This window comes from Nocardia sp. CC213A (genome assembly GCF_030766805.1).
GTDB lineage: Bacteria > Actinomycetota > Actinomycetes > Mycobacteriales > Mycobacteriaceae > Nocardia > Nocardia otitidiscaviarum.
This window is the reverse complement of record NZ_JASFXA010000006.1, coordinates 61,299-84,549: the sequence shown is the minus strand read 5'-3', so window position 1 is coordinate 84,549 and position 23,251 is coordinate 61,299. Positions and strand designations below refer to the sequence as shown.

Genomic DNA, 23,251 nt, shown 5'->3' with positions numbered 1-23,251 from the left:
GGATCTTGAATCCGCGAGCCGTACCGAACGCTCTGTGACAGAATCGTTCACAGTAATGCGGCGCGGGAGTCTGTGAGCAGATTTCCGCGCCCGCGTGTCTTGACCCACGAATCTCGGAAGTGCACTACTGTTCCAGCATATGGGCGGTGTCGCGAGCCTGGCTGTGATCGAAGCAGCGATAAGGAGGTAACGGTGCGTGAACTTCGAGTGATCGGATTGACGCCCGATTCCACGCACATCGTGTGCATCGATACCGAAACCGGCCAGAAGTACCGGCTCGCCGCCGACGACAAACTGCGCGCCGCGGCGCGCGGAGACCTTGCCCGATTCGGCCAGATCGAGATCGAAACGGAAGCCACGATGCGTCCTCGCGATATCCAGGCCCGTATCCGAGCGGGTGCTTCGGTCGAACAGGTCACCGAAGAGTCCGGCATGCCCGCCAGCCGGGTGGAGCGTTTCGCCTACCCGGTCCTGTTGGAGCGGCAGCGGGCCGCCGAATTGGCGCAGAAGGCGCATCCGGTGCGCAATGACGGTCCGTCGGTGGAAACCCTCATCGAGATCGTGTCGGCGGCCTTCGCCGAGCGCGGCCACAATGTCGAGGTCGCCGAATGGGATGCCTGGAAGGACGAGAAGGGCTACTGGGTCGCGCAATTGCAGTGGCAGGCGGGGCGTTCGGTCATCGCCGCGCATTGGCGCTACCAGCCCGACGCGCACGGCGGCTCGGTGGTGCCGCTGGACGATCCGGCCTCCGATCTGATCGATCCGGATTTCGGCCGCGCCCTGCGCGGTCTGGCCACCATCCTGCCGGATCAGAACGAACCGGTCGCCGAGCCTGCGCCCGCCCCGGCCCCCGCGGCGCGCGAACGCGTGGAGTTCGAAGCGCCCGCCGCGCCCCGCGTCTCCGACCAGCAGAGCCTGGACGGCTTCTACGAGCAGCGTCCGGCGGTAGGGGACGGCACCGTTCCGGCCGCCGCCCCGGCCGCTCCCGTCGCACCCACTCCGGCTCCGGCCGCACCGGCCGCTCCGACCGCGCCGAAGGAACCGGCCGCCCCGGCACCTTCGGCTCCGGCCGCCGAGGCCAAGCCCGCCGAACCGGCGACCGCGCAGCCCGCGCCCAAGCAGAAGCCGAACCGAGCCAAGCGCGGCGGCAAGGCTCCCATGCCGTCGTGGGAGGACGTGCTCCTAGGCGTGCGCAGCTCGGGCCACTGAGCCCGCGCTGCGGACCCCTCGCACGCCCGCGTCGTAATCTCGCGCTGGTCCGCGTCGTAATCTCGCGCTCCTCTGCGCCGTAACCGCTCGTCGCGCCGCGCCTTCGCTCGCCCGTGCGCGTCGAGTTCAGGCAGGTGCCGAGTTCAGGTGGGCATCTCGTACCACCGTGCCCGGCGATCGGTCGCTGAGTTCCGCATACCGTGCCTGTGAGTGGGTTCGCATCGGCAGCTGCAAGTTTGCTCATGCTCCGATCACGTGGCTTCGCGATCGCGTGTGCTCGGGCGGCGTCTCCGTGCTCCGGGTCGTTGGCCAGTGTGACTACCTGCTGATTCACTGCGCGGGAGCATACCGACCGATTCGTCCGATAGGGCTGACCGCGATCGCATCGCCCGAGTGTCCGCCGCGCCCGGAAAGTCCTTGCGCAACCACGCCATTTCGGGCCTGACAGGGGTAGATTTCTTGGTGATGGCAGTGATTGCCGAGTCGATCACACGCTGGCTGGGCATTCGACCATTTAATGTAGCTCGATAATAGCTACACTTGGGATGCAATGATCTCGGGAGGTGTCGCGCCTGTGCCGTCCACAGTCTCCTCGCTCTGGTACGTCGACGCCCCCGATCCGGTAGCCGTCCTGCGCGCCCACCCCGGCCCCGATCCCGATGCCGCCTTCGCCCTGGCCAAGCAGCTCAATCCGGATCGCGACGTGGTACCCGCCGCCTCCGGCACCATGAAGGTCTGGGCCGGACCCGATCCCGGAGCCGTCTATATCGGCTGCTATCCCGGCGTCACGGTGGTGTGCTCGACCCAGGCCGCCCTGGCCCGTCCGACCCGACTGCCGGAACTGCTGGTGCGCCCCTTGGCGTCCGAGCACACCTATCTCGTCTCCTACGACCTCGCCATGGGCTGGGGTGCGTTCGCGTACTGGGAGCGGGGAGAATTCCGCCGCTCCTTCAGCGCCACCCGGGCGAACATTCTCGAGGACGAGGGTCTGCCACGGGTCTGGGAGCGGCCGTACTGGGCCGGGGAGCACCCGATCCAACTGCGCGCCGGGGAACTGCCCGACCCGCAGTTCCTGCCTTTCGACCCACCGGATTTCGCGGACGCCGCCAATGCCGAATGGCTCGGCTTCCGCTACCGCAACGGCGCGACCAGCGCCCCCGGCGTCGCCCCGGAGGACATTCCGACCCTCGCGGATATGCCGCTGGCACCGGAGGAGATCGAGGTCTGCGGTTTCTCCCTGTTCCCCAAGGGACAGGCCCCCAAGCCCGAGGCTCCCGCCGAACCCGATCACGAACATAATGGGAAACGCGGGCTGTTCCACTGGTTGCGCGGCCGTGACCGCGTGAGCTGAGTGGCTATCACCGCCGGTGCGCTGACCGATCGCCTTCGCCGCGTGTGACAGCGACACGCCGCACACCGAGCAGTCGCGGCCACTCGGATCAGCGCGGCCACACGGATCAGCGCGGCCACTCGGATCAGCGCGGCTACACGCCGATCAGCAGGGCGATCCAGCCCAGCAGCACACCCGCGCCCAGCCCCGCGATCACCCACCGCGTGACCGGCGCGAACCGCCACCGCCATGCCGTGGGGAGCACTCCGCCCACCGCGACCAGGTTCACCGCGATGGACAGCAGCGGATGCACCTGCGCCAGTGCCGCGCCGAAGGCGTATACGCCGCACGCGGTGAGCAGCGCGACCATGACCACGACGGTCAGACCGGCCGCCCACGGGGTCGGCTCGGAGTACCCGTACCCGTAGGGTCCATCCGGCGGATAGGTCACTGTGTCCTGACTCTCTCGTAGAAGGCCATGGCGGCCGCGGTGGCCACATTAAGCGAATCGGTCCCCGGTGTCATGGGGATCCGCGCGCGGATGTCGCAGGCCCGCATCGTGTCCTCGGTGAGGCCGGGACCCTCGGCGCCGAGCAGCAGCGCCACTTTCGCTCCGGTCATGGCGGTGGCCAGGGTGGGCGCCGCGGGATTCGGAGTCAGGGCGATGGTCTGGAAGCCGTTGGCGCGCAGCAGGTCCAATCCGCCCGGCAGCTCCGGCAGCCGCGCGAACGGCACCCGCAGCACATGTCCCATGGACACCCGCACCGAGCGCCGGTACAGCGGATCCGAGCAGCGGTCACCGAACAGCACCGCGTCCGCGCCGAGTCCGGCGGCATTGCGGAAGATGGATCCGATGTTCTCGTGATCGTTCACGCCCTCCAGCACCGCGACCGTGCGGGCGGTCGCCAGCACCTGCTCGGCGGACGGCTGCGGCGGTCGCCGGGCGGCGGCCAGCACGCCCCGGTTGAGATGGAACCCCACCACCCGCGCCATCACCTCGGCCGAGGCGCGGTAGTACGGCACGTCGACCCCGGCCAGGTCGTCGGCCAGCTGCTCGTGCCGCCGTGCCGTGCCCAGCAGGGCGAAGGGAAGGAACCGGGAGCTCAGCATGCGCTGCACGACCACCACGCCCTCCGCGATGACCAGCCCTTTCCCGCCCGGGAGGTCCGGTCGGCGGTCGGCATTGCTGAGGTCGCGGAAGTCGGCGACCCGCGGATCGGCGGGGTCGTCGATATCGATCACTTCGGCCACGGGCAAACATCCTGCCCTGGCGACATACGCGGCCCGGCTCCGGACCCGCGCCGCACGTCGTCATAAGGTGAAGCACGACCGCAGGATCCCCGATCGTGAAGAGGACAGCGTATGAGCAACAAGCCGGTAGTCGAATTCCAAGAAGGCCCCGCGCCCGCCGAGCTGGTGATCAAGGACCTGGAGGTGGGCACCGGTCCCGAGGCGAAGCCGGGCGACAAGGTCGACGTGCACTACGTGGGCGTCGAGTACGACACCGGTGAGGAGTTCGATTCGTCCTGGAACCGCGGCGAGTCCATCGACTTCCCGCTGAACAACCTCATCCGGGGCTGGCAGGAGGGCATCCCCGGGATGAAGGTCGGCGGCCGCCGCCAGCTCACCATCCCCCCGGAGCTCGCCTACGGCCCGGCCGGCGCCGGACACCAGCTCTCCGGCAAGACCCTCGTCTTCATCATCGACCTGCTCGGCGTGAGCTGAGCGATCGGACATGATCGTGCCCGCCGCGCATCAGCACGGCGGGCACGAGTCGCGTGAGGGAGAGCGCCCGCGACGGCGAGAGCGATCCGCTCACACGCAACCGACCGGTACATCGGTCCCGCCCGAACCGGGCACGCCCGCGACCATTGCTCACCCCAAGGAACGCGACCACTGATCTCGCAAGAATCGGGGTAGCTCACCGGGGTAGGCCCACATAGGTTCCCTCCCGAACCGTCGGCACGGATGCATGAGCCCCCACGGCACTCCGCCGCCCGCCGACGACTCGGGGAGGCGGACAAGCACTCCGCCGCCCGCTGAAGTCCCGGAGAGGCGGACTAGCCCACGACAGCGTTCATGATGGTGCCCGCACTGGTGGCCGTCGCACCGCCGAGCATGGCGTTGGCGACCATCTTCGGGGACTGGAGTCCGCCGCCACCCCATTTCTCCCAGGCGAAGCGGCCGCCGCCGTAGGTGATGGCGGCGATTCCGGACATCTGGGCGAACCAGGTGAAATAGCGGAACATCTTCATGAGCTTGTCGGCGGCCGGTGGGGTTTCCGACGTGGGATTGGTGTACTGCTGTGCCACAACGGTTCCGTACAGGTCGTGCGCGGCGACGAGAATACTGCTCACGATCAGTTCCTCTCCGAATACCAGATGGTGGGGATGGAGCTTCTTGTGAAACCGGTCGACCAGAGCAAATCGGGCTTATTCTAAACCCAGTGATCTTGTTATTTGCGAACGATCTCCACGGGATCGGCGAGGCTGATAGCAATCTGTGACTGCTGTCCGCCGCTGCCCTTCGTGAGCGTCGTCACCGCCTGATTGGCCTGCTTACCCAGGGTGGTGGTGACATTCTGGAGCTGGTCCACCCCGCCCGTGAGCGCCTGCATGGCCGCGAGCAACTGCGCCGCGCCCTGATCGGCGAGCTGCGGGATCTGCTCGGCGAGCTGCGCGCCCTGGCTCAGCTGGGCGCTGGCGTCGCCGAGGCGCACGGCGCCATCGCGCAGCAGCTGACCGATCCGCGTGTCGGGGGTGACCTGGGTGCCGGTCAACTGTCCGAATCCGGTCAGCTGGGCGCTGGCCTCGTCGGCGACCTTCCGCAGCCCCTCGAGCTGGGTGATGATGTTCGCCAGCTGCGGATCCGCCGCGAACGGCAGAGCACGCAACAGCGGCAGCACCGTCGCGAGCCCGTCGCTCAGGGTGGTCGCCGACTGCTGCACCTGGCCGACCGTCACCCCGGTGCTGTCCAGGGTGTCGGCGAAGGAGTTGGCCTGCGCGGTCGCCGCCGACACTGTCTGCTCGAGCGTGGCGATGGCGGAAGTGATCTGTCCCGCACCCGATTTCGCGCTCTCCAGGAAGGCCAGCATCTCATCGGCCCCGCCCTGGAACTGCTCCGCGCCGTCGGCCGCCGCCTGCACGCCCGCACCCAGCAGCGTGGCGGTGAACGCCACCTGCGACACCTGTCCGCGCGCGGAGTTCATGAGGGCGAACACGGTGTCCATCCCGGCCGCGCTGATCTGCCGGGTCACCTCGGTGACCGCGTCGTTCACCAGGTTCGGGTCGGCGTGGTCGTTCGAGTTCACCTCGACCCGCGCCCGCTGCGGGGCGGCCGTGGCCAGCGAGGCGACGGAGGTGGACAGGTCGGCGGGCAGGGTGACGACCGCCGCGTAGTCGGCGGTGTCGGCCTCGTCGACCACCGCCCACTCGTGCGCGCCGCGCTCGCGCAGGGTGGTGGCGATGCGTTCGCCGAGGGGGCCCTCGTCCCCGTTGACGAGCGCCACGGAGGTGGGCGGATTCGCCGAGCGCAGATAGGTCACCGCACCGGCGGCGAGCGCCCCGGTCACGACGAGGGCGAGCAGTGCGAATAGCAGGCGTTTACGGCCGCGGATTCCGGCGCGATGCGATGCGGTCGAATTCGAGGTGCTGTTGGCGGACACGCTTTGCGACCGTACGGGTACGAAATGTCCTCAGCTCTGGCGATTGTCTGAGGGTTCGGTAAGGGATGCGGTGCGATCGGGCAGGTCCAGCACCAACCGTACGCCGCCGAGCGTGCCGTCGTCGAAATAGGCCCGGCCGCCGTGCAATTGCGCTTGTTGCGCGACCAGAGCCAGGCCCAGGCCGGAACCGCCCTTGCTGGCCTGGCTGCCCCGGAAGAATCGCTCGAATACCGAATAGCGTTCCGCCTCGGGGATTCCGCGTCCGTTGTCGTCCACGGAAATGATGATGTGCCCGTTGCGGGCCCGATGCGCCGACAGCAGCGCCTCGGTCGCCCGCCCGTGCCGCGCCGAATTGGTGAGGGCGTTGTCGACGGCGAGCCGCAGCCCGGTGGGCAGTCCCCGGGTGACCAGTTCGGCATCGGTGTCGATGCGCACCTTCAGATGGGGGAAGTGCCGCATGGCGTCGTGGGCGGCGGTATCGCAGAGATCGCCCACATCGGTTTCCACATGGTCGCGTTCGTCGGTGAGATCGCCGGCGGCGAGCCGCTCCAGCGCGGCCAGGGTGGCCTCCACCCGGTCCTGGCTGCGCTGGAGATCGGCCAGGATCTCCGCGCGCTGTGTCTCGTCCAGGTCCAGGGTGCGCAGCACCTCCAGGTCGGTGCGCATGGCGGTGAGCGGCGTGCGCAGTTCGTGCGCGGAGACGGCGGCGAAGTCACGCGCCGTCTCCAGTGCGGCAGCGGTCTCGGCCTGGGCCCGGTCCACCCGGCGCAGCATGGTGTTGACGGCATCGGCCAGTTTCTCGGCCTCGCGCACACCGGAGCCGTCCACCGGAAGCGGCGCACCGGAATTGGAGGGGCGGCGCTCATCCACCTGCTGGGTCAGATCGGCGATCGGGCGCACGGCGCGCCCGCCGAACAGCCAGCCCAGCGCGGCGGCGGCGACCACCGCCACCACGGCGGCGACGAGCACCCAGCGCCGCTGCTCGGCGGTGGCCTCGGCGGTCTGCGTGGTCGGAATGCCGAGGGAGACAACGCGTCCGGGCGGCTGGTTGTGATCGGTGGTGAGCACCCGGTAGGGCACGCCGCCCACGGTGACGGTCTCCGAGCCCAGCGGCAGTGGCGGCAGCTCGATCCGGGTGCTGTCCACCAGGCCCTGCTGATTGCGGACGGTGATCGCCAAATCCTTGTTGGCCCCCAGGAATTCGAGCACATTCACCGACAGCACCGGTTCGATGAGCACGATCTGCGAGGCCAGCGTCAACTGCTGGTCGGCCTGGGCGAGATTGTTGCGTTCGATGGCGTAGATGGTCACCCAGGACAGCGCGGCCACGATGACGGTCGCCCCCAGTGCCGCCGCGGCGGCGACGCGCGTACGCAACGAATACGACCTGGGCGGTCGGGACCGCTGCTCGGAGCGAGCGAACCACCTCCGCCGGATGGCGTTCACCGCGGCCGTCCGTTCCCGTCGGTGCCCGTCACTTCGGTGCTCGCAGCACGAATCCGACCCCGCGGATGGTGTGCAGCAGTCGCGGCGTTCCATCGGACTCCAGCTTGCGCCGCAGGTAGCCGACGAAGACGTCCACCACATTGGTGTCGGCGGCGAAGTCGTAGCCCCACACCAGCTCCAGCAGCCGCTCCCGGCTGAGCACCACCCCGGCGCTGCGGGCCAGGGTGGACAGCAGCTCGAATTCCCGCTTGGTGAGCTCGATCTCCTTGCCGTGCAGCAGTGCCCGGTATCCGGCCACATCCACCTCGAGCGGTCCGACGGTGATGCCGCCCGGGGTGGCCGGCGCGGCGGTATCGCTGCGACGGCGCAGCAGTGCGCGGATCCGAGCCACCAACTCGGCCAGGACGAAGGGTTTGACCAGATAGTCGTCGGCCCCCGACTCCAGTCCGGCGATGCGGTCGTCGACGGAACTGCGCGCCGAGAGCACGCAGATGGGCACCTCGTTGCCCATGGCGCGCAGCGCCGTCACCACCCCGGCCCCGTCCAGGATCGGCATATTCATATCGAGCACCACCGCGTCCGGTGACTCCTCGGTCACGGCGCGCAGGGCCGCGGCTCCGTCCCGGGCGATCACCACCCGGAACCCGGAGAGCCGCAGCCCGCGTTCGACGGAGGCGAGCACATCCTCGTCGTCGTCGACTACCAGCACGGTCGGGGTCTCTCCGCGTTCGGCCACGGTGTCCATTTTGGCGCAGGCGGGGTCAGTAGTTGTGGCAGGACTCCGCGACGGCCTGGATGGCGGCGGCGATTCCGCCCGCCCGCGGGTCGTTCTCGGCCTGGGCGGCGGCCTCCGGATTCGCGCGGACGTAGGCGTCGAATTCGGCCTGGCGCGCCTCGACGGGCTGGTCGAACTTGGCCCGCAGTTCGGCCTTGGTGTCGGGGTTCTGGTCCAGGAACTGGGCCAGCGCGGGGGCCTTGTCGTGCAGTGCGGCATCGACCTGGTCGAAGGTGCAGGTGGAGGTGAGCAGCGGTGCGACCATATCGACGGGCGCGGCGGCGGCCGTCGCGGGGAGGAGCCAGACGGACACCGCGGTGAGAGCACCGAAGGCTCCCGCGGCGGCGATGGTGCGGCGCGGACGGCTGTGCGTGGATGACATGCGCCCGACGCTAGGCCACCCGCTCGAGAGCCCGATGAACCGATTCTGAGAAGTTCTTGAAGAGTGAACCGCTCAGTTGGTGACGGCCGGATCGGCGGGAGCGTCGCCGCCGTCGGCGGTGTCCTGATCGAGAGGCAGCGGCGGCGTGCGTTCACCGCTGCGCATGAGTTCGGCCGCATCGCCCACCTGCTGTTCGAGCACGTCGAGCATGCCCGCGTCCTCGATGGTGGGCGGTACCTCGTACTCCTCGCCGGAGGCGATCTGCCGGATGGTGCGGCGCAGGATCTTGCCCGAGCGGGTCTTGGGCAGTGCGCTCACCACGACCACGTCGTAGAGGGTGGCGATGGCCCCGACCCGGTCGCGCACCCGCTCGGTCACCTCGCCGCGCAGTTGCTCCTGGTCGATGTCCATACCCTGTTTGAGCACCACGTACCCGATGGGCCGCTGCCCCTTGAGTTCGTCGGGTATCCCGATCACCGCGGTCTCGGCGACGGCCGGATGTCCCGAGATGGCGGCCTCGATCCCGCCCGCGGAGAGCCGGTGCCCGGCCATATTGATCACGTCGTCGGTGCGGCCGAGCACGAACAGGTAGCCGTCCTCGTCGAAATATCCCGAGTCGCCCGTCAGATAGTGGCCGGGATACGCGGATAGGTAGCTGCGTTCGAAGCGGGCGTCATCGCGCCACAGTGTCGTGAGTGTGCCGGGCGGCAGCGGCAGCCCGATCACGATAGTGCCCTCGGTGTTGGCGGGCACCGCGTTGCCGTTGGAGTCCAGCACCCGCAGCCGGTATCCGGGCACCGGCACCGCGGCCGAGCCGGGCTTGACCGGGAGCTGCTGCAATCCCAGCGGATTCGCACAGATCGGCCAGCCGGTCTCGGTCTGCCACCAGTGGTCCACGACGGGGCAGTCCGGGTGGTCGGCCAGCAGGGTGGTGGTCACCCACTCGTAGGTGGCCGGATCGAGCCGTTCCCCGGCGCAGAACAGCGCGCGCAGCCGGGACAGGTCGTGGCGTTTGGCGGCCGCCGCCTGCGGGTCGGCGCGCCGGATGGCCCGCAGCGCGGTCGGCGCGGTGAACATCACATCGACGCCGTAGTCCTCGATCAGCCGCCAGAAGGTGCCCGCGTCGGGCGTGCCGATGGGCTTGCCCTCGTACAGCACGGTGGTCGCGCCCACCAGCAGCGGCGCGTAGACGATGTAGGAGTGCCCGACCACCCAGCCGATATCGGAGGTGGTCAACATGACCTGCCCGGGCGCGACGTCGTAGATGTTGCGCATGGTCCAGGCCAGCGCGACCGCGTGCCCGCCGTTGTCGCGCACCACGCCCTTGGGCTTCCCGGTGGTTCCGGAGGTGTAGAGGATGTAGAGCGGATCGGTCGCGGCCAGGGATACCGGGTCGGCCGGTTCGGCGTCGCGGACGGCGTCTTCCCAGTCCAGCCAGCGTGCGGCCACCGTCTCGGTGGAGTCGGGCAGGTTCTCGGTGGCGGCCTGCGGGGTGGGGAAGCGGATGGTGGGGAAGCCGTCGCGCTGTTTCACCAGGACGAGCCGGGGCGCGGTGGTGTCGGCGATATCGAGGGCCTGCAGCACGATGGGCGGGTATTCGATGCGGCGGCCGGGTTCGAGTCCACCGGAGGCCGTGATGATGAGCACAGGTTCGGCGTCGTCGATGCGGGCGGCGAGTTCGGGGGCGGCAAACCCGCCGAAGACCACGGAGTGGACCGCACCGATGCGCGCGCACGCGAGCATGGCGATCACGGCTTCCGGGATCATCGGCATATATATGACGACACGATCGCCGGTCCGGACGCCGAGGCGTAGGAGGGATCCGGCAAACCGGGCGACTTCGTCCAGTAGCTCCTTATATGTATAGACACATCTGGCGCCCGTCATAGCGGAGTCGTATATTAGGGCGGGCTGATCGGCGCGACCCCCTTCGCGACCGTTGGACTGGTCATCGTCCGATGTGATGTCGCGCACATGGCGGTCGAGTGCGTTGTAGGAGGTGTTGAGGCGAGCATCGGGAAACCACCGGGCCGTCGGGCGGGCTGTCGGGTCCAGGATCTGGGTGGGAGGCACCTCCCAGCTGATGAATTCGGCCGCGGCGAGCCAGAACTCCGAAGGATCGACCAGGCTCGTCTGGTACGCCGGCCGGTACTCCTGCTTCGCGTTCAACCCCGTGACTCCCTAGCTCCCCGTCGATGCCCGCCTCGATAGATCTGCCTGATTGTGGCAGACTTCACGCGACGTCCGGGCGGACGCCGCGACCTTTGATTTTGTCTGGAACAGGCAGGTCAGCGACCGGTGGTTGCCAAGAGGTCACACAAGAAGTTATTGATCCGTTAGAATCGCATGTCACATATTTCGGCCGTCATGGACGCAATTTCTCGGCCAGCCGCAGTTCTCGGCCAGCTCTGCCTGTCGAGCCCAGCGTGCGATCGTGGAGGCTCGCTGATAGCGCGTGGCCAGGGCCAGTTTGGAAAGTGAGTGGGAGATGCGTGACGCCGCTAGTTCCGGCAGCAAGCGCTGGGCGCTGAGCAACTGGGACCTGCGCTGGAAGGTGACGGCTGTGCTAGCCGTCCCGCTACTGGTCGCGGTGGTGCTCGGCGCCTCCAGGATCTCGGCGGAGTTCCGCGAGTCGACACGGCTGTCCACAGCGGTGGAACATGTCAGCGTGATTCCGGCGATCACCGGCCTCAGTGCGACGGCGTCGCAGGTCGCCGGTGGTCAGATGGTGAAGATCGGCGGGAACTCGTTCACGACCGATCCCGAACTCGCCCAGCTGGACACCGCGATCCAGTTCGCCGAGAAGGCCGCGCCGAAGCTGAGCGATATGCCGAACGCGCGCGCCGCGCTGGACGACATGATCGTGGCCGCCAAGGCCATTCGGGCGCAGGGTCTCGCCCCCTCGGAATCGGTTCCCGACACGGTCGCGCAGATCGAGCGAGTCCGCGGTAGCAGCGTCAACACGGTGGAGTCGATCGTGGCCACCGTCGCCGACAAATCCGTCGACCAGGCCAAACTGCAGCTGGTCGACTCGCTGAACTCCCGTGCCGTGCTGGTCGGCGAGGTCGCCGGCTTCGCCGAGGCGCTACGCAACAACCCCAAGGACGGCGTCCGCGACATCCAGATCGGCATCAGCACCGAGCGCCAGCTGCTGGCCGTGCTGGCGCACCGGTTCCCGGACGGCGATCCGCTGATCTCCGAGCTGCAGAACCAGGTCAACATCCGGCTCCAGCTGGTCGGCAGTCCCGAGGCCAGCGTCGGTCAGCTGCCGGTGACGGAACTCAAGGATTCGCTGGTCGTCAGCGTCGACAAGTACCAGACCATCGCGACCGACTCCACCAAGGCCATCGTGTCCCGAGTGGACGCCCTGGCCGCCACCGCACGCACCGACGCCATCCGCTACGCGGTCATCGTCGTCGCCACCATCCTCGGTGCGCTCGCCCTGGCCGTGCTGATGGCCCGCTCGATGATCGTGCCGCTGCGCCGGCTGCGTCTGGCCGCGCTGCGCGTCGCCGAACACGATCTGGCCCACGAGGTCTCCGCGCTGCGTGACGGCGCCGATCCGGAAGACGTTCCGCTCGAGCCCATGCCGGTGGACACCGACGAGGAGATCGGCCAGCTGGCCCGCGCCGTCGACGACATCCACGGTCAGGCGCTGCGCCTGGCCGCCGACCAGGCCGCCATGCGTACCCAGGTCAACGACATGTTCGAAACCCTGGCGCGGCGCTCCAAGTCGCTGGTCGACCACCAGCTCACCCTCATCGAGGCGATGGAGTACGACGAGAAGGACCCACGCCTTCTCGAGAACCTGTTCCGCCTCGACCATCTCGCCGCGCGTATGCGACGCAACGGCGACAACCTGCTGATTCTCGCCGGCACCAAGCAGCGCCGGTCCAAGTCCGCCCCCGTCGAGATCGCCGACGTGCTGCGCGCGGCCATCTCCGAGGTGGAGGACTACGAGCGTGTGAAGCTGGGCGCCACGCCGCGCGGTGCCCTGGTCGAACCGGCCGCCTCCGACCTCGCGCACCTGTTCGCCGAGTTGCTCGACAACGCGCTGCGCGCCTCGCCGCCGGAGACGGACGTGAAGTTCACCTTCGCGCAGGCGCACGACACCGGTCTGCTCATCGAGGTCGCCGACCGCGGTATCGGTATGCCGCCGGCGGAGATGGCCGAGATCAACCGCCGACTGGAGACCACCGCCGAGGTCGGTCCCGACACCGCCCGGCACATGGGCCTGTTCGTGGTCGGCCGACTGGCCGAGCGGCACGGCCTGACCGTGCGGCTGCGTCCCACCTTCGACACCGCGCGCGATCCGGGTGTGACCGTGACCGTGCACGTGCCGAAGGCGCTCATCATGGCGCCGGGCGGCGCGATCTCGGTGCCGCCGCAGTCGGGTGGGCAGCAGCAGCCGGCCCCGCAGCCGGGTGGGCCGCAGCCGTCGGCCCCGTCCTCCATGCAGATGCGGGCGGTGACCCGCACCGCCACCGGCAATGTCATGGTGACCGTGGATCCGGGTGGCAGCGGTGCGATTCCGGCCGCCCCCGGATCGGGGGCCGGTGCTCCCGCGCCCGCCGCCGCGAACGCCTCCGGTGGGCTACCCCAGCGTTCGCCGGGATCGGCCGGTGCCGCGGTGGGGCTGCCGCAGCGTGCGCCGGGCGGTGCCGCGCCCGCCGGACCGGGTGGGCTGCCGCAGCGGCAGCCGGGTACGAACGGCGCCCCGCCGCGCGATCCGTCCGCCGGTGGGCTGCCGCAGCGTGCCGCCTCGGGCGGCCTGCCGCAGCGTGATCCGGGTGCCAATGGCGCGCCGCCGCGTGAGGGCGGCAAGGGCCTGCCTCCGCGGGAGCCGGGCAAGGGCCTGCCGCAGCGTGGTGACGCTCCGGGTGGTTTGCCGCAGCGGGGTGAGGCTCCCGGTGGTTTGCCGCAGCGGGGTGAGGCTCCCGGTGGTTTGCCGCAGCGGGGTGACGCTCCCGGTGGTTTGCCGCAGCGGGGTGACGCTCCCGGTGGTCTGCCGCAGCGGGGCGAGGCCCCCGGTGGTCTGCCGCAGCGCGCGCCCGGCAGCAACGGTGCACCGCCGCAGCGTGATTCGGCCCTGGGTGGGCTGCCGCAGCGCGACAGCGGTCTACCCAAGCGCGACAGCGGTCTGCCGCAGCGCGATAGCGCGATGCCGCGCCGCGATGCCGCGTCCACCGGCCTGACCCAGCGGGATACCGTACTGCCGCAGCGGGAATCGGCGCTGCCGCAGCGGGACAACACCCTGCTCCCGCAGCGTGACGGCGGGCTGCCGCAGCGGCAGCCGGGCACCGCCCCGGGCGGTATGCCGCAGCGGCCCAGTCCATCCGGGCTGCCGCAGCGCGACCCGGGTGCGGGTCTGCCGCAGCGTCCGGCTCCGGTGCCGGGGCTGCGCGGCCCTGCCGCGGGCGGTGCCACCGAGGAGGCGCCCGCCGGTCCGGGCAAGCACAGCTTCCGCTCCAATCCGCAGAAGACGGCGTCGTTCTTCCAGACTCGACTGCAGCCTGCCAGCGAAGACGACTCGTCGTTCGGCACTCCGATCTTCGCTGAGATGATGTCGGCGTGGCTGCAGGATCCGAACGCGGACCGGTCCCAGGTGGCCGCCTCCTTCGAATCACCGGGGGACGAGGGTTGGCAAGCGGCCCGTCGTGCGGTGGAATCTCAGCCGGAGAAGCGCACGGCAGCCGGTCTGCCGCAGCGTGATCCGGGGCACCGGTTGGTGCCGGGCGGCGTGAACGGCAACGCCGAACGGACCACCCGCCGGGATCCGGAATCCATCAGGTCCAGCCTGAGTCGTCACCAGCAGGGCGTCCGGGATGGCCGTGCACAGCAAGCAATGAACCTAACCGGAGATAAAGGAGACCGATGAACCCCGATCTAGGTGGTACGAAGCGACAGCTGGATTGGCTGGTTTCGAACTTCGCGAATGAGGTTCCCGGCGTCGCGCATGCCGTGCTTGTCTCGGCCGATGGCCTGCTGATGGCTGCCAGCGCGCAGCTGCCCGTCGATCGGGCCGAACAGCTGTCCGCGGTGACCGCGGGGCTCGCGAGCCTCTCGGTGGGCGTGTCCAACCTCTTCGAGGGCGGCACCGTGCTGCAGTCCGTTGTCGAGATGGAGCACGGATACCTGTTGCTCATGGCCGTTGGTGACGGTTCCTACCTCGCGGTGCTCACGAATACCTCGTGTGACATCGGCCAGGTGGGATACGAGATGGCTTTGTTGGTCGAGCGGGTGGGCCAGACAGTCCAGGCCACACCTCGCGTCACGATGGGTTCCTGATGGTGGGATGGACATAGACAATCAGCGCTTGGGGAGCGCCGAGCCCAGCCTCGTTCGCCCGTATTCCTTGACCGCCGGCCGCACGCGGCCGAAGGTGGAATTGGCGTTGGAGGCGCTCGTCGCATCGCATCCGGTCGCCTTCGAGCGGCAGTTCGAACTCACCAATATCGAGACGTCAATCGTGGAGTTGTGCAGAGAATCGCCGTCTGTCGCCGAAGTCGCAGCGCGCCTGGGCATCCCGATCGGGGTGGCCCGGGTGTTGGTCGCCGACTTGATCGAAGCCGGCCACGTGAAGGTTTCGGCGACATTGAAAGACGATTCCAGCGACGATGAACGTCGCGAGCTGATCGAAAGGGTTCTCAGTGGACTCCGGCGTATTTGATTCGACGACACAGGTCGACACACGCACGAGCAAGCCGACGTCGGCGAAGATCGTGGTGGCCGGTGGCTTCGGTGTGGGCAAGACGACCCTGGTCGGTGCCGTTTCGGAGATCGTTCCGCTGCGCACCGAGGCATTGGTGACCAATGCCAGTGTCGGCGTCGACAGCCTCAGTGGCGTCGAATCGAAGGCCACCACCACGGTGGCCATGGACTTCGGCAGGATCAGTCTTGCCGATGACCTGGTGCTGTACCTGTTCGGTACGCCCGGCCAGTACCGATTCTGGTTCATGTGGGACGACCTGATCCGCGGCGCCATCGGCGCGGTGGTGTTGGTCGACACCCGGCGACTGGAGGACAGTTTCGCCGCCGTCGACTACTTCGAGGCGCGGAACCTACCTTTCCTGGTGGCCATCAACGAATTCGACGACGCGCCTCGCTACCCGATCGAGGACATCCGCCAGGCCCTCGCGGTCCCGGCGGATACGCCGATTCTGTCGATGGACGCCCGCCGCCGGGAACCGGTGAAGCAGGCCCTGGTCGCGGTCACCGAGTACGCCCTGCGCAAGGTCGTGCAGGGGTACTGATCCGGGCATCGCCGACGGCGACGCAATCGGACACGGCTATTCTCGCGCTGTGAAGACAGCGGCGCGGGAACTTCTCGGTGGTCTGCTCGATCCCGGCTCCTTCGTGAGCTGGGATCGGCCTCCGCTGCAGATTCCCGGTTCCGCCGAGTACCGCGCCGAGCTGCGGGCGGCCGCGGCCGCGAGCGGTCTCGACGAAGCGGTGCTGACCGGGGAGGGGCGGTTGCGCGGGCGGCGGGTGGCCGTGATCGCGTGCGAGTTCGGGTTCCTCGCGGGGTCGATCGGGGTGGCGGCGGCCGAGCGCATCGTGTCGGCCGTGCAGCGGGCCACCGCGCTGGGGCTGCCGCTGGTGGCCTCGCCGACCTCCGGGGGAACCCGAATGCAGGAGGGCACAGTCGCTTTCGTGCAGATGGTGAAGATCGCGGGGGCGGTCGCGGCGCACAAGTCGGCTGGCTTCCCCTATCTGGTCTACCTGCGAAATCCCACCATGGGCGGGGTGTTCGCCTCGTGGGGATCGTTGGGGCACATGACTTTCGCCGAGCCCGGTGCGCTGATCGGCTTCCTGGGACCGCGGGTGTACCGGGCGCTGTACGGGCGCGATTTCCCGGAGGGGGTGCAGACGGCGGAGAACCTCTATCGCAACGGCGTCATCGACGGTGTGGTCCCGGTGCGGGTTTTCCGTCGTATCGCACACCGAGCCCTCAACGTGTTCAGTGGAATCGCTGTCGGGCATGCCGAATATTCGCGGGATCCAGCCACTTTGGATTGTTCTCCGGCGGAATATGCTTCGTTGGAAGCTATTCCGGCCTGGCAGTCGGTTCTGAACTCGCGACGTGCCGACCGTCCGGGTATTCGCGAACTGCTGCGTCAGGTCACCGATCGGGTGCCGCTCAGCGGTACCGGCCAGGGGGAATCCGACCGGACGGTGGTGCACGCGCTGGCCCGCTTCCGCGGCAATCCGTGTGTGGTGTTCGGCCACGATCGCCCCGGACAGACCACCGAGACCACCATGGGTCCGGCCGCTTTGCGGGAGGCACGCCGCAGCATGCAGTTGGCTCTGCAGTTGCGGGTGCCGCTGGTGCTGGTGATCGACACCGCCGGTGCTTCGCTGTCCCGCGAGGCCGAGGAACGCGGACTCGCCTCCGAGATCGCCCGCTGCCTGGCCGATCTCGTCACCCTGGATACGCCGACCATCTCGATCCTGCTCGGCCAGGGCACCGGTGGCGGCGCGCTGGCGCTGTTGCCCGCGGACCGGGTGCTGGCGGCCTCGCACGGGTGGCTCGCGCCGCTACCGCCCGAGGGAGCCAGCGCCATCGTCTTCCGCGATACCGAGCATGCTCCGGAATTGGCGGCGTCCCAGCGCATCCGGTCGGTGGATCTGTTCGCCGACGGAATCGTGGACCGCATCGTTCCCGAACGCCCGGATGCGGCGGCCGAACCGGTGGATTTCGCCCGCCGCATGGTCGCGGTCATCGCGCAGGAGTTGGCCGAGCTGACCGCCCGCCCGGTGGCGGAACTGCGCGCGGCCCGACACCTCCGGTACCGCCGTCTCGGCAATCCGCCCGCCGTCGGCTGATGCCCGTCGACCGGCCGGCTCAGCCCTCCGGCTCCGGCTCCGGTCGCGTCCACGCCAGGATCATGGCCGGAGCGCAGCCACCGGCCAGCAACGTCGCCAGGATCATGACGCCGCCCGCGTAGGAGGTCTGGAAGGCGCTCATCTCGGAGCCGAGGGCGGGTGCCCAGATCACGTAGAACAGTGGCGGCAGCGTCAGCCACTGGGTGACCGACAGTCCGATGGATCGGGCGGCCGTCCGCTGCGCGATCTCGAGTTCGTCGAGGATTTCGGCAGGTGCGTTGTCCTGGCCCTGGGAGACGACGCGCAGCATGGTCCAGGCGGCCAGGAAGATCAGGATCACCGGCAGGATGAGCAGCGTCGCCCACTGCAGATCGAATGCGCACAGCACGCCGGTGACGAAGAGCGCGGTGAGGCTGACGGCCACGGTGACGACCAGCGCCCGCCGCCGGCGCCGGGTGCGCCATGTCGGGAGCATGCCGGCCATGCGCTGCTCGTGGACCAGCCAGCGGCGGACCCGGTAGTCCTGGTAGCGGTCGATGAGACCGGTTGCGGTGGTCATGGTTTCCCCTTCGAGTAGAACTCCGCGGACAGCGGGGTGAATTCGGTGCGAGAGAAGACGGCCTCGACGGGCACGCCGAAGACGTCGCAGATGCGCATGGCCAGGTCGAGGCTCGGGTAGTGGTCTCCCCGTTCGAGTGCCCCGATGGTCTGCACATTCACGTCCACCGCCTCGGCGAGCGCCGCGCGGCTCATGCGGTGCTCGGCCCGCAGCACCGCGATGCGGTTGTAGATCGGCAGGGTTTTACCCCTTCGCACTGGACTCACACAACATAGTGTTGTAAAAACCCAACATCCTGTCAAGTGGTGACCAACACAGCGAAAGGGCTGATTGACCAAGCGGCAAACCGCTTCTACGGTCGGAACGTGACCTTCAGGAGTGAAACGAGCGCCGTCCCCTCGATCGTGCTGAACGACGGGCAGGTGATACCGAAGCTCGGTTTCGGCGTCTTCCAGGTGACGCCCGAGCAAGCGGTCGACGCCGTCACCACCGCCCTGGAGGTCGGCTACCGCAGCATCGACACCGCCATGGTGTACGGCAACGAGGCGGAGGTGGGTCGCGCCATCCGCGATTCCGGCCTGCCGCGCGACCAGGTCTACGTGACCACCAAGCTGTGGAACTCCGATCAGGGCTACGACGCCACCCTGCGCGCCTTCGACGCCAGTATGGAACGCCTGGGCCTGGACTACCTGGACCTCTACCTCATCCACTGGCCGATCGCGGACTCCGGCCTGTACGTGGACACCTTCCGAGCGTTCCAATCGCTGAAGGCCGCCGGGCGCATCACCTCCATCGGCGTCTCCAACTTCACCCGCGAGCACCTCGAGCGCGTGATCGCCGAAACCGGCGAGACCCCCGTGGTGAACCAGATCGAACTGCACCCCCGGTTGACCCAGCCCGAGCTACGCGCCTTCCACGCCGATCACGGCATCGCCACCGAGGCATGGAGCCCGCTCGGTCAGGGCACCCTGCTCGACGACCCGGCCATCGTCGCGGTCGCCGAGGAAACCGGCCGCACCCCCGCCCAGGTCATCCTGCGCTGGCACCTCCAGCTGGGCAATGTCGCCATCCCCAAATCGGTCACCCCCACCCGCATCGCGGAGAACTTCGCCGTCTTCGACTTCGAACTCACCAACGACCAGATGTCGCGAATCTCCGCCCTGGACAAAGGCGCCCGCGTAGGCCCCGACCCCGAAACCTTCACCGCAGGCGCTCCGGACTGAACCACCCCAGGAACTCCGTCAACTCCACCGCCGCCGCCCGCCCCGCCCGATTGGCGCCGATCGTGCTGGCCGACGGCCCGTACCCGATCAGATGAATCCGCGGATCCGCCGCCACCCGGGTGGCCAGCCGCCCGTCCATGGTGATCCCGCCTCCGGGCCCGCGCAGTCGCAGCGGCGCCAGATGATCCAGGGCGCTGCGGAACCCGGTGCACCACAGGATCACCTCGGCCGCCTGGAACTCCCCGTCCGCCCATCGCACCCCGTCGGGTTCGATGTGGTCGAACATGGGGCGGCGGTGCAACGCTCCCCGCGCCCGCATCGCCCGCACCCGCTCGTCCTCGCGCAACCCGGTCACCGACACCACCGATCCGGGCGGCAACCCCCGGCGCACCCGATCCTCGACGATCGCCACCGCCGCCCGACCGTCCTCGGGCGCGAACTGCCCGTCCCGGAACACCGGTTCCCGCCGTGTCACCCAGGTGGTGCCGGTGACCTGCGAGATCTCATCCAGCAACTGCACGGCGGTGATGCCCCCGCCCACCACGACGACGTGCTTTCCCGCGAACTCCGCGGCGGCGCGATAGTCGTGGGCGTGCAGTTGTCGTCCAGCGAATGTTTCCGCGCCGCGGGAATAGGGAATGAATGGCTTGTCCCAGGTACCCGTCGCGTTGATCAAGCCACGGACACGCAGCGTGGCGCCTGGGGTGGGCACCCGACGAGGAACGCCCCCGCCGAGGTCGGAGGCGGCGGCTGGAGCGGTTCGTCCGGTGCGCGAGGTGGCGGCGTCGCTCGGACCGGAATCGACAGCGTGGTCGGTTTCCGGACCAGCGGCGCCGCCGCCGCGGTCTCCGGGGTTGTCCGCCACCCGACCCCCGGCCATCTCCGCCACCTGGCCGCTAGTCTCTTCCGCCGCGCGGCTCCCTGCCTCCTCCGGTGCCCGGCCCTCGGCCCCCTCCAGCACCAGGCCCCCGGCTTCCTGCGCGGCGGCCCGCTCGCCACCCACCCGCGTCTCCGCGTGCAGCAGCCCGTCCACTTCAGTGTTCGGGCAGGTCGCGGCGGTGGCACGATCACACACCACGGCCACCGAGATCGGTCGGTGCACGCGCAGGTCGAACCGCTTCTCGTACAGCTCGAAGTAGTGCGGAACCGCGGTCGCCGCCTGCGCGTGCGCCGCGTCGGGCGGCAGGGTTTCGGCGAATTCCATCCCGGGTAGGTCGTGGACACGATTGACCGTGCTCAGTGTGAGTGAGGGCCAACGGAATTGCCAGGCGCCACCCGGTCCGGGGGAGTGGTCGACAATGAGAAAGTCCTGCTCGGGCCGCAGCCCCAGTCGCCGCAGGTGATAGCCGACGGAGAGTCCGGCCTGGCCCGCACCGATCACCAGGATGTCCACATCGGGTGTCGCGCTCACCGTCCAGACAGTACCGACGGTGCGTTACCGGTCGGTACACACGGCCGCGTCGAGCGCGGAACTGCCGGTCGGTCCCGCTTAGAGTGAAGGGACCAGGGTGCCGACAGTGGGGAAGGGACAGATGCTCGGAGTCAGCCGCGATGGTGAGGTGGTCACCATCGAACTGCAGCGTCCGGAACGCCGGAACGCTCTCAACCTCGAGCTGGTGGGCCGGTTGCGCACCGCTGTCCAGGAGGCGGCGGCCGACGCACGGGTCATCGTGCTCACCGGCCAGGGGCCGATCTTCAGTGCGGGGGCCGATCTGGACGGCGTCTATTCCGACGAGTTCCTGGACGGCCTGATGGGCATGTTGCGCACCATCGAGTCGGTGCCGGTGCCCGTGATAGCCGCGATCAACGGCGGTGCGCTCGGCGCGGGCGTGCAGCTGGCGCTGGCGTCGGATCTGCGGGTGCTGAGCCCCGACTCCTACATCGCCATTCCGGCCGCGAAACTCGGTATCTCCGTGGACCGTTGGACGGTGCGCCGACTGGCCTCGCTGATCGGCTCCGGCCCGGCCCGCACCATGTTGCTGGGCGCGGAACCGATCCCCGCCGCGGACGCCTACGGTTTCGGCTTCGCCAATCGCCTCGGCACCCTCGCCGACGCGCAGGCGTGGGCCAAATCCATCGCGGAGCTGGCACCGCTGTCGCTGCGGCATATGAAGCTGGTGTTCAACGACGACGGCACCCGTGAGGCCGACACCATCGAGCAGCGAGAGGCGCTGAGGGCGGCATGGACGAGCGAGGACGCACAGGAGGCGCGCTTGGCGCGCCAGGAGAAGCGCACAGCGAGGTTCACCGGACGATGAATGCCGAACGAGACACCGGGACAACCGATATCGAGGTGGTGCGGGACCGACTCACGGGTGCGGCGCGCACCGTGGTGGGTGCGATGGCCGGCGCCGTGGGCATCGGCTGGCTGATTCGCGCGGCGTGGGGTATTCCCTCGGCCATGGGGGCGGGCATCTCGGCCATCCAGCCGACCGCCACCGCCTCGGTCCGCTACCGCAACCGCCAGTTCCACAACACCGAGCCGAGCAGCCAGATCGCCTCCGGTTCGGGTTTCTCGCTGCTGAACTCGGTGCTGACCAAGCGCAATCTGGGCCGTGCGCCCGGCCCGATTCCGCTGGTCACCCCCGAGCTGCCGGAACAGGCCGCGGATCTGGCCGTCACCTGGTACGGCCATGCCACCGCGCTGGTCGAGATCGACGGCTACCGGGTGCTCACCGATCCGGTGTGGAGCGAACGCGTTTCGCCGTCACCGCTCATCGGCCCGGCCCGCCAGCATCCGGTGCCGCAGCGGCTCGACGAGCTGCCGCCGCTGGACGCGGTGATCATCTCGCACGACCACTACGACCATCTGGACCGCGATACCGTGCAGGGTCTGATGGAGAGCCAGAGCGCGGTCTTCATCGTGCCGCTCGGGATCGGGGCGCACCTGCGGCACTGGCAGGTGCCGGACGAGCGGATCGTCGAAATGGATTGGGGCACCTCGGTTTCGCTGTCGACGCTGCAGCGCGCACACGAGGGCACGGATCTGACGATCACCTGTACGGAGGCCCGCCACTTCTCCGGCCGCGGGCTGGTGCGCAACACCACCCTGTGGGCGTCCTGGTCGCTGGCCGGTCCGCGGCATCGGGTGTACTTCGGTGGCGATACCGGCTACACCAAGGCGTTCTCGGAGGCGGGCGCGAAGCTCGGCCCGTTCGATCTGACCCTGCTGCCCATCGGCGCGTACGACGCCGCCTGGCCGGATGTGCACATGAATCCGGAGGAGGCGGTGCGCGCACACGCCGATCTGAATCTGGGAAACGCGGCGCACGGACTGCTGGTGCCGATTCACTGGGCGACCTTCAATCTGGCCTTCCACGGCTGGTCGGAGCCGGTGCAGCGGATGGTGGCGGCGGCCGACGCGGCGGGTACGGCCGTCGCCGTGCCGAAACCGGGACAGCGGATCGACCGCAATGGTGTCCCACCAGGACAGACCTGGTGGAAAGATGTCAGCCGATGACCGAAGACCGAGTGTGAAGGAGCAGGGCTGTGAGTCTTATGGACACGCTCAAGGGATTGGTCGGCAAGGGCAAGGATGTGGCGGCCCAGAACGCCGAGAAGATCGAGTCCGCGGTGGACAAGGCCGGGGGTTTCATCGATCAGAAGACCGGAGGCAAGTACTCCGACAAGATCGACAAGGGTGCCGAGGCGGTGAAGAACGCCATTCCGGAGCAGGGCGGCGCGGGCGCGGCTCCGGAGGCGAGCCCGGCTCCCGCTCCGGATCCCACTCCGGGTGAGAACCCGCCGGGGGAGCAGAAGCCTCCGACGCCGTAAGCCGAGCGACCTCCGGGACGCCCGGGACGGCTCGTTGTTCCGGGCGGCCCTCGTTCGGGGTCG

The 23,251-nt window shown here is 68.9% G+C and carries 23 protein-coding genes; 12 read left to right on the top strand and 11 right to left on the bottom strand.

The window, feature by feature from the left end; translation table 11 throughout:
- Nucleotides 1-192: 192 nt before the first annotated feature.
- Both sepH and QJS31_RS13005 read left to right on the top strand, forming a co-directional pair.
- The gene (sepH, locus tag QJS31_RS13010) at nucleotides 193-1,209 is read left to right on the top strand and encodes a septation protein SepH (RefSeq protein ID WP_306356816.1); all 1,017 of its coding nucleotides are present in this window, start codon (nucleotides 193-195) and stop codon (nucleotides 1,207-1,209) included.
- A gap of 574 nt (nucleotides 1,210-1,783) precedes the next feature.
- Nucleotides 1,784-2,560: a hypothetical protein gene (locus QJS31_RS13005; RefSeq protein WP_282786176.1), complete on the top strand. Its 777-nt coding sequence runs from the start codon at nucleotides 1,784-1,786 to the stop codon at nucleotides 2,558-2,560.
- Between the two features lie 133 nt (nucleotides 2,561-2,693).
- Here the strand turns inward: QJS31_RS13005 and QJS31_RS13000 are convergent, their stop codons facing one another.
- Both QJS31_RS13000 and QJS31_RS12995 read right to left on the bottom strand, forming a co-directional pair.
- A complete protein-coding gene (locus QJS31_RS13000) occupies nucleotides 2,694-2,990 on the bottom strand; it encodes a DUF2537 domain-containing protein (RefSeq protein WP_029930941.1) in 297 nt (98 codons plus the stop codon).
- The gene (locus QJS31_RS12995) at nucleotides 2,987-3,790 is read right to left on the bottom strand and encodes an RNA methyltransferase (protein ID WP_282786177.1); all 804 of its coding nucleotides are present in this window, start codon (nucleotides 3,788-3,790) and stop codon (nucleotides 2,987-2,989) included. Before QJS31_RS12995 ends, QJS31_RS13000 begins: the two co-directional genes overlap by 4 nt.
- Before the next feature lie 111 nt (nucleotides 3,791-3,901).
- Here QJS31_RS12995 and QJS31_RS12990 point away from each other — a divergent pair, with 111 nt between their 5' ends.
- Nucleotides 3,902-4,264, top strand: coding sequence for an FKBP-type peptidyl-prolyl cis-trans isomerase (locus tag QJS31_RS12990; RefSeq protein WP_029930943.1), 363 nt, complete (start codon nucleotides 3,902-3,904; stop codon nucleotides 4,262-4,264).
- 335 nt (nucleotides 4,265-4,599) lie between these two features.
- Here the strand turns inward: QJS31_RS12990 and QJS31_RS12985 are convergent, their stop codons facing one another.
- From QJS31_RS12985 to QJS31_RS12960, 6 genes are all read right to left on the bottom strand, one after another.
- Nucleotides 4,600-4,896, bottom strand: a complete 297-nt coding sequence (locus QJS31_RS12985) for a hypothetical protein (RefSeq protein WP_029930944.1) — start codon at nucleotides 4,894-4,896, stop codon at nucleotides 4,600-4,602.
- 98 nt (nucleotides 4,897-4,994) lie between these two features.
- Nucleotides 4,995-6,203 carry a YhgE/Pip domain-containing protein gene (locus QJS31_RS12980; protein ID WP_282784627.1) on the bottom strand — a complete coding sequence of 403 codons (1,209 nt, stop codon included), beginning with the start codon at nucleotides 6,201-6,203 and terminating at the stop codon, nucleotides 4,995-4,997.
- Nucleotides 6,204-6,233: 30 nt separating this feature from the next.
- On the bottom strand, nucleotides 6,234-7,580 hold the full coding sequence (locus tag QJS31_RS12975) for a sensor histidine kinase KdpD (protein ID WP_282784625.1): 1,347 nt from the start codon (nucleotides 7,578-7,580) through the stop codon (nucleotides 6,234-6,236).
- Nucleotides 7,581-7,677: 97 nt separating this feature from the next.
- Nucleotides 7,678-8,394, bottom strand: a complete 717-nt coding sequence (locus tag QJS31_RS12970; RefSeq protein WP_306356815.1) for a response regulator transcription factor — start codon at nucleotides 8,392-8,394, stop codon at nucleotides 7,678-7,680.
- A gap of 16 nt (nucleotides 8,395-8,410) precedes the next feature.
- Complete coding sequence (locus tag QJS31_RS12965) at nucleotides 8,411-8,806, bottom strand: hemophore-related protein (protein WP_306356814.1); 396 nt, start codon at nucleotides 8,804-8,806, stop codon at nucleotides 8,411-8,413.
- 72 nt (nucleotides 8,807-8,878) lie between these two features.
- Nucleotides 8,879-10,975: an AMP-binding protein gene (locus QJS31_RS12960; protein ID WP_306356813.1), complete on the bottom strand. Its 2,097-nt coding sequence runs from the start codon at nucleotides 10,973-10,975 to the stop codon at nucleotides 8,879-8,881.
- Between the two features lie 319 nt (nucleotides 10,976-11,294).
- On the opposite strand from QJS31_RS12960, the gene QJS31_RS12955 reads away from it, so the two are divergent.
- From QJS31_RS12955 to QJS31_RS12935, 5 genes are read left to right on the top strand one after another with little or no spacing between them, the layout of a single operon-like run.
- On the top strand, nucleotides 11,295-14,684 hold the full coding sequence (locus tag QJS31_RS12955) for an ATP-binding protein (RefSeq protein ID WP_306356812.1): 3,390 nt from the start codon (nucleotides 11,295-11,297) through the stop codon (nucleotides 14,682-14,684).
- The gene (locus QJS31_RS12950) at nucleotides 14,681-15,094 is read left to right on the top strand and encodes a roadblock/LC7 domain-containing protein (RefSeq protein ID WP_029930951.1); all 414 of its coding nucleotides are present in this window, start codon (nucleotides 14,681-14,683) and stop codon (nucleotides 15,092-15,094) included. The genes QJS31_RS12955 and QJS31_RS12950 overlap by 4 nt, the downstream gene beginning before the upstream one ends.
- 7 nt (nucleotides 15,095-15,101) lie before the next feature.
- On the top strand, nucleotides 15,102-15,476 hold the full coding sequence (locus QJS31_RS12945) for a DUF742 domain-containing protein (RefSeq protein WP_029930952.1): 375 nt from the start codon (nucleotides 15,102-15,104) through the stop codon (nucleotides 15,474-15,476).
- A complete protein-coding gene (locus QJS31_RS12940) occupies nucleotides 15,457-16,059 on the top strand; it encodes an ATP/GTP-binding protein (RefSeq protein WP_172544792.1) in 603 nt (200 codons plus the stop codon). The genes QJS31_RS12945 and QJS31_RS12940 overlap by 20 nt, the downstream gene beginning before the upstream one ends.
- Before the next feature lie 49 nt (nucleotides 16,060-16,108).
- On the top strand, nucleotides 16,109-17,632 hold the full coding sequence (locus QJS31_RS12935) for a carboxyl transferase domain-containing protein (RefSeq protein ID WP_306356811.1): 1,524 nt from the start codon (nucleotides 16,109-16,111) through the stop codon (nucleotides 17,630-17,632).
- 19 nt (nucleotides 17,633-17,651) lie between these two features.
- On the opposite strand, the gene QJS31_RS12930 is transcribed toward QJS31_RS12935, so the two are convergent.
- A complete protein-coding gene (locus QJS31_RS12930; protein ID WP_306356810.1) occupies nucleotides 17,652-18,191 on the bottom strand; it encodes a hypothetical protein in 540 nt (179 codons plus the stop codon).
- Nucleotides 18,188-18,457, bottom strand: coding sequence for a helix-turn-helix transcriptional regulator (locus QJS31_RS12925; protein WP_029930956.1), 270 nt, complete (start codon nucleotides 18,455-18,457; stop codon nucleotides 18,188-18,190). Before QJS31_RS12925 ends, QJS31_RS12930 begins: the two co-directional genes overlap by 4 nt.
- Before the next feature lie 99 nt (nucleotides 18,458-18,556).
- Between QJS31_RS12925 and QJS31_RS12920 the strand changes: the two genes are divergently transcribed.
- Nucleotides 18,557-19,414: an aldo/keto reductase gene (locus QJS31_RS12920; protein WP_282777250.1), complete on the top strand. Its 858-nt coding sequence runs from the start codon at nucleotides 18,557-18,559 to the stop codon at nucleotides 19,412-19,414.
- Here QJS31_RS12920 and QJS31_RS12915 read toward each other — a convergent pair.
- A complete protein-coding gene (locus tag QJS31_RS12915) occupies nucleotides 19,392-20,825 on the bottom strand; it encodes an FAD-dependent oxidoreductase (RefSeq protein ID WP_282777248.1) in 1,434 nt (477 codons plus the stop codon). The two genes, QJS31_RS12920 and QJS31_RS12915, sit on opposite strands and share 23 nt — an antisense overlap.
- A 121-nt stretch (nucleotides 20,826-20,946) precedes the next feature.
- On the opposite strand from QJS31_RS12915, the gene QJS31_RS12910 reads away from it, so the two are divergent.
- From QJS31_RS12910 to QJS31_RS37350, 3 genes are all read left to right on the top strand, one after another.
- Entirely contained in the window at nucleotides 20,947-21,672 is a 726-nt protein-coding gene (locus QJS31_RS12910; RefSeq protein WP_029930959.1) for an enoyl-CoA hydratase, read from the top strand.
- An 83-nt stretch (nucleotides 21,673-21,755) separates the two neighbouring features.
- Nucleotides 21,756-22,874, top strand: coding sequence for an MBL fold metallo-hydrolase (locus tag QJS31_RS12905; protein WP_282777265.1), 1,119 nt, complete (start codon nucleotides 21,756-21,758; stop codon nucleotides 22,872-22,874).
- A 38-nt stretch (nucleotides 22,875-22,912) separates the two neighbouring features.
- Nucleotides 22,913-23,188 carry an antitoxin gene (locus QJS31_RS37350; RefSeq protein ID WP_372341764.1) on the top strand — a complete coding sequence of 92 codons (276 nt, stop codon included), beginning with the start codon at nucleotides 22,913-22,915 and terminating at the stop codon, nucleotides 23,186-23,188.
- The last annotated feature ends 63 nt before the right edge of the window (nucleotides 23,189-23,251 follow it).

Bases quoted from the DNA above. Each gene is read 5' to 3' on its own strand.
- QJS31_RS12990 (WP_029930943.1), top strand. From the start codon at position 3,902: ATGAGCAACAAGCCGGTAGTCGAATTCCAAGAAGGCCCCGCGCCCGCC.
- QJS31_RS12950 (WP_029930951.1), top strand. From the start codon at position 14,681: ATGAACCCCGATCTAGGTGGTACGAAGCGACAGCTGGATTGGCTGGTT.
- QJS31_RS12955 (WP_306356812.1), top strand. From the start codon at position 11,295: ATGCGTGACGCCGCTAGTTCCGGCAGCAAGCGCTGGGCGCTGAGCAAC.
- QJS31_RS12945 (WP_029930952.1), top strand. From the start codon at position 15,102: ATGGACATAGACAATCAGCGCTTGGGGAGCGCCGAGCCCAGCCTCGTT.
- QJS31_RS12965 (WP_306356814.1), bottom strand. From the start codon at position 8,806: ATGTCATCCACGCACAGCCGTCCGCGCCGCACCATCGCCGCCGCGGGA.
- QJS31_RS12905 (WP_282777265.1), top strand. From the start codon at position 21,756: ATGGCCGGCGCCGTGGGCATCGGCTGGCTGATTCGCGCGGCGTGGGGT.
- QJS31_RS12930 (WP_306356810.1), bottom strand. From the start codon at position 18,191: ATGACCACCGCAACCGGTCTCATCGACCGCTACCAGGACTACCGGGTC.
- QJS31_RS12970 (WP_306356815.1), bottom strand. From the start codon at position 8,394: ATGGACACCGTGGCCGAACGCGGAGAGACCCCGACCGTGCTGGTAGTC.
- QJS31_RS37350 (WP_372341764.1), top strand. From the start codon at position 22,913: ATGGACACGCTCAAGGGATTGGTCGGCAAGGGCAAGGATGTGGCGGCC.
- QJS31_RS12910 (WP_029930959.1), top strand. From the start codon at position 20,947: ATGCTCGGAGTCAGCCGCGATGGTGAGGTGGTCACCATCGAACTGCAG.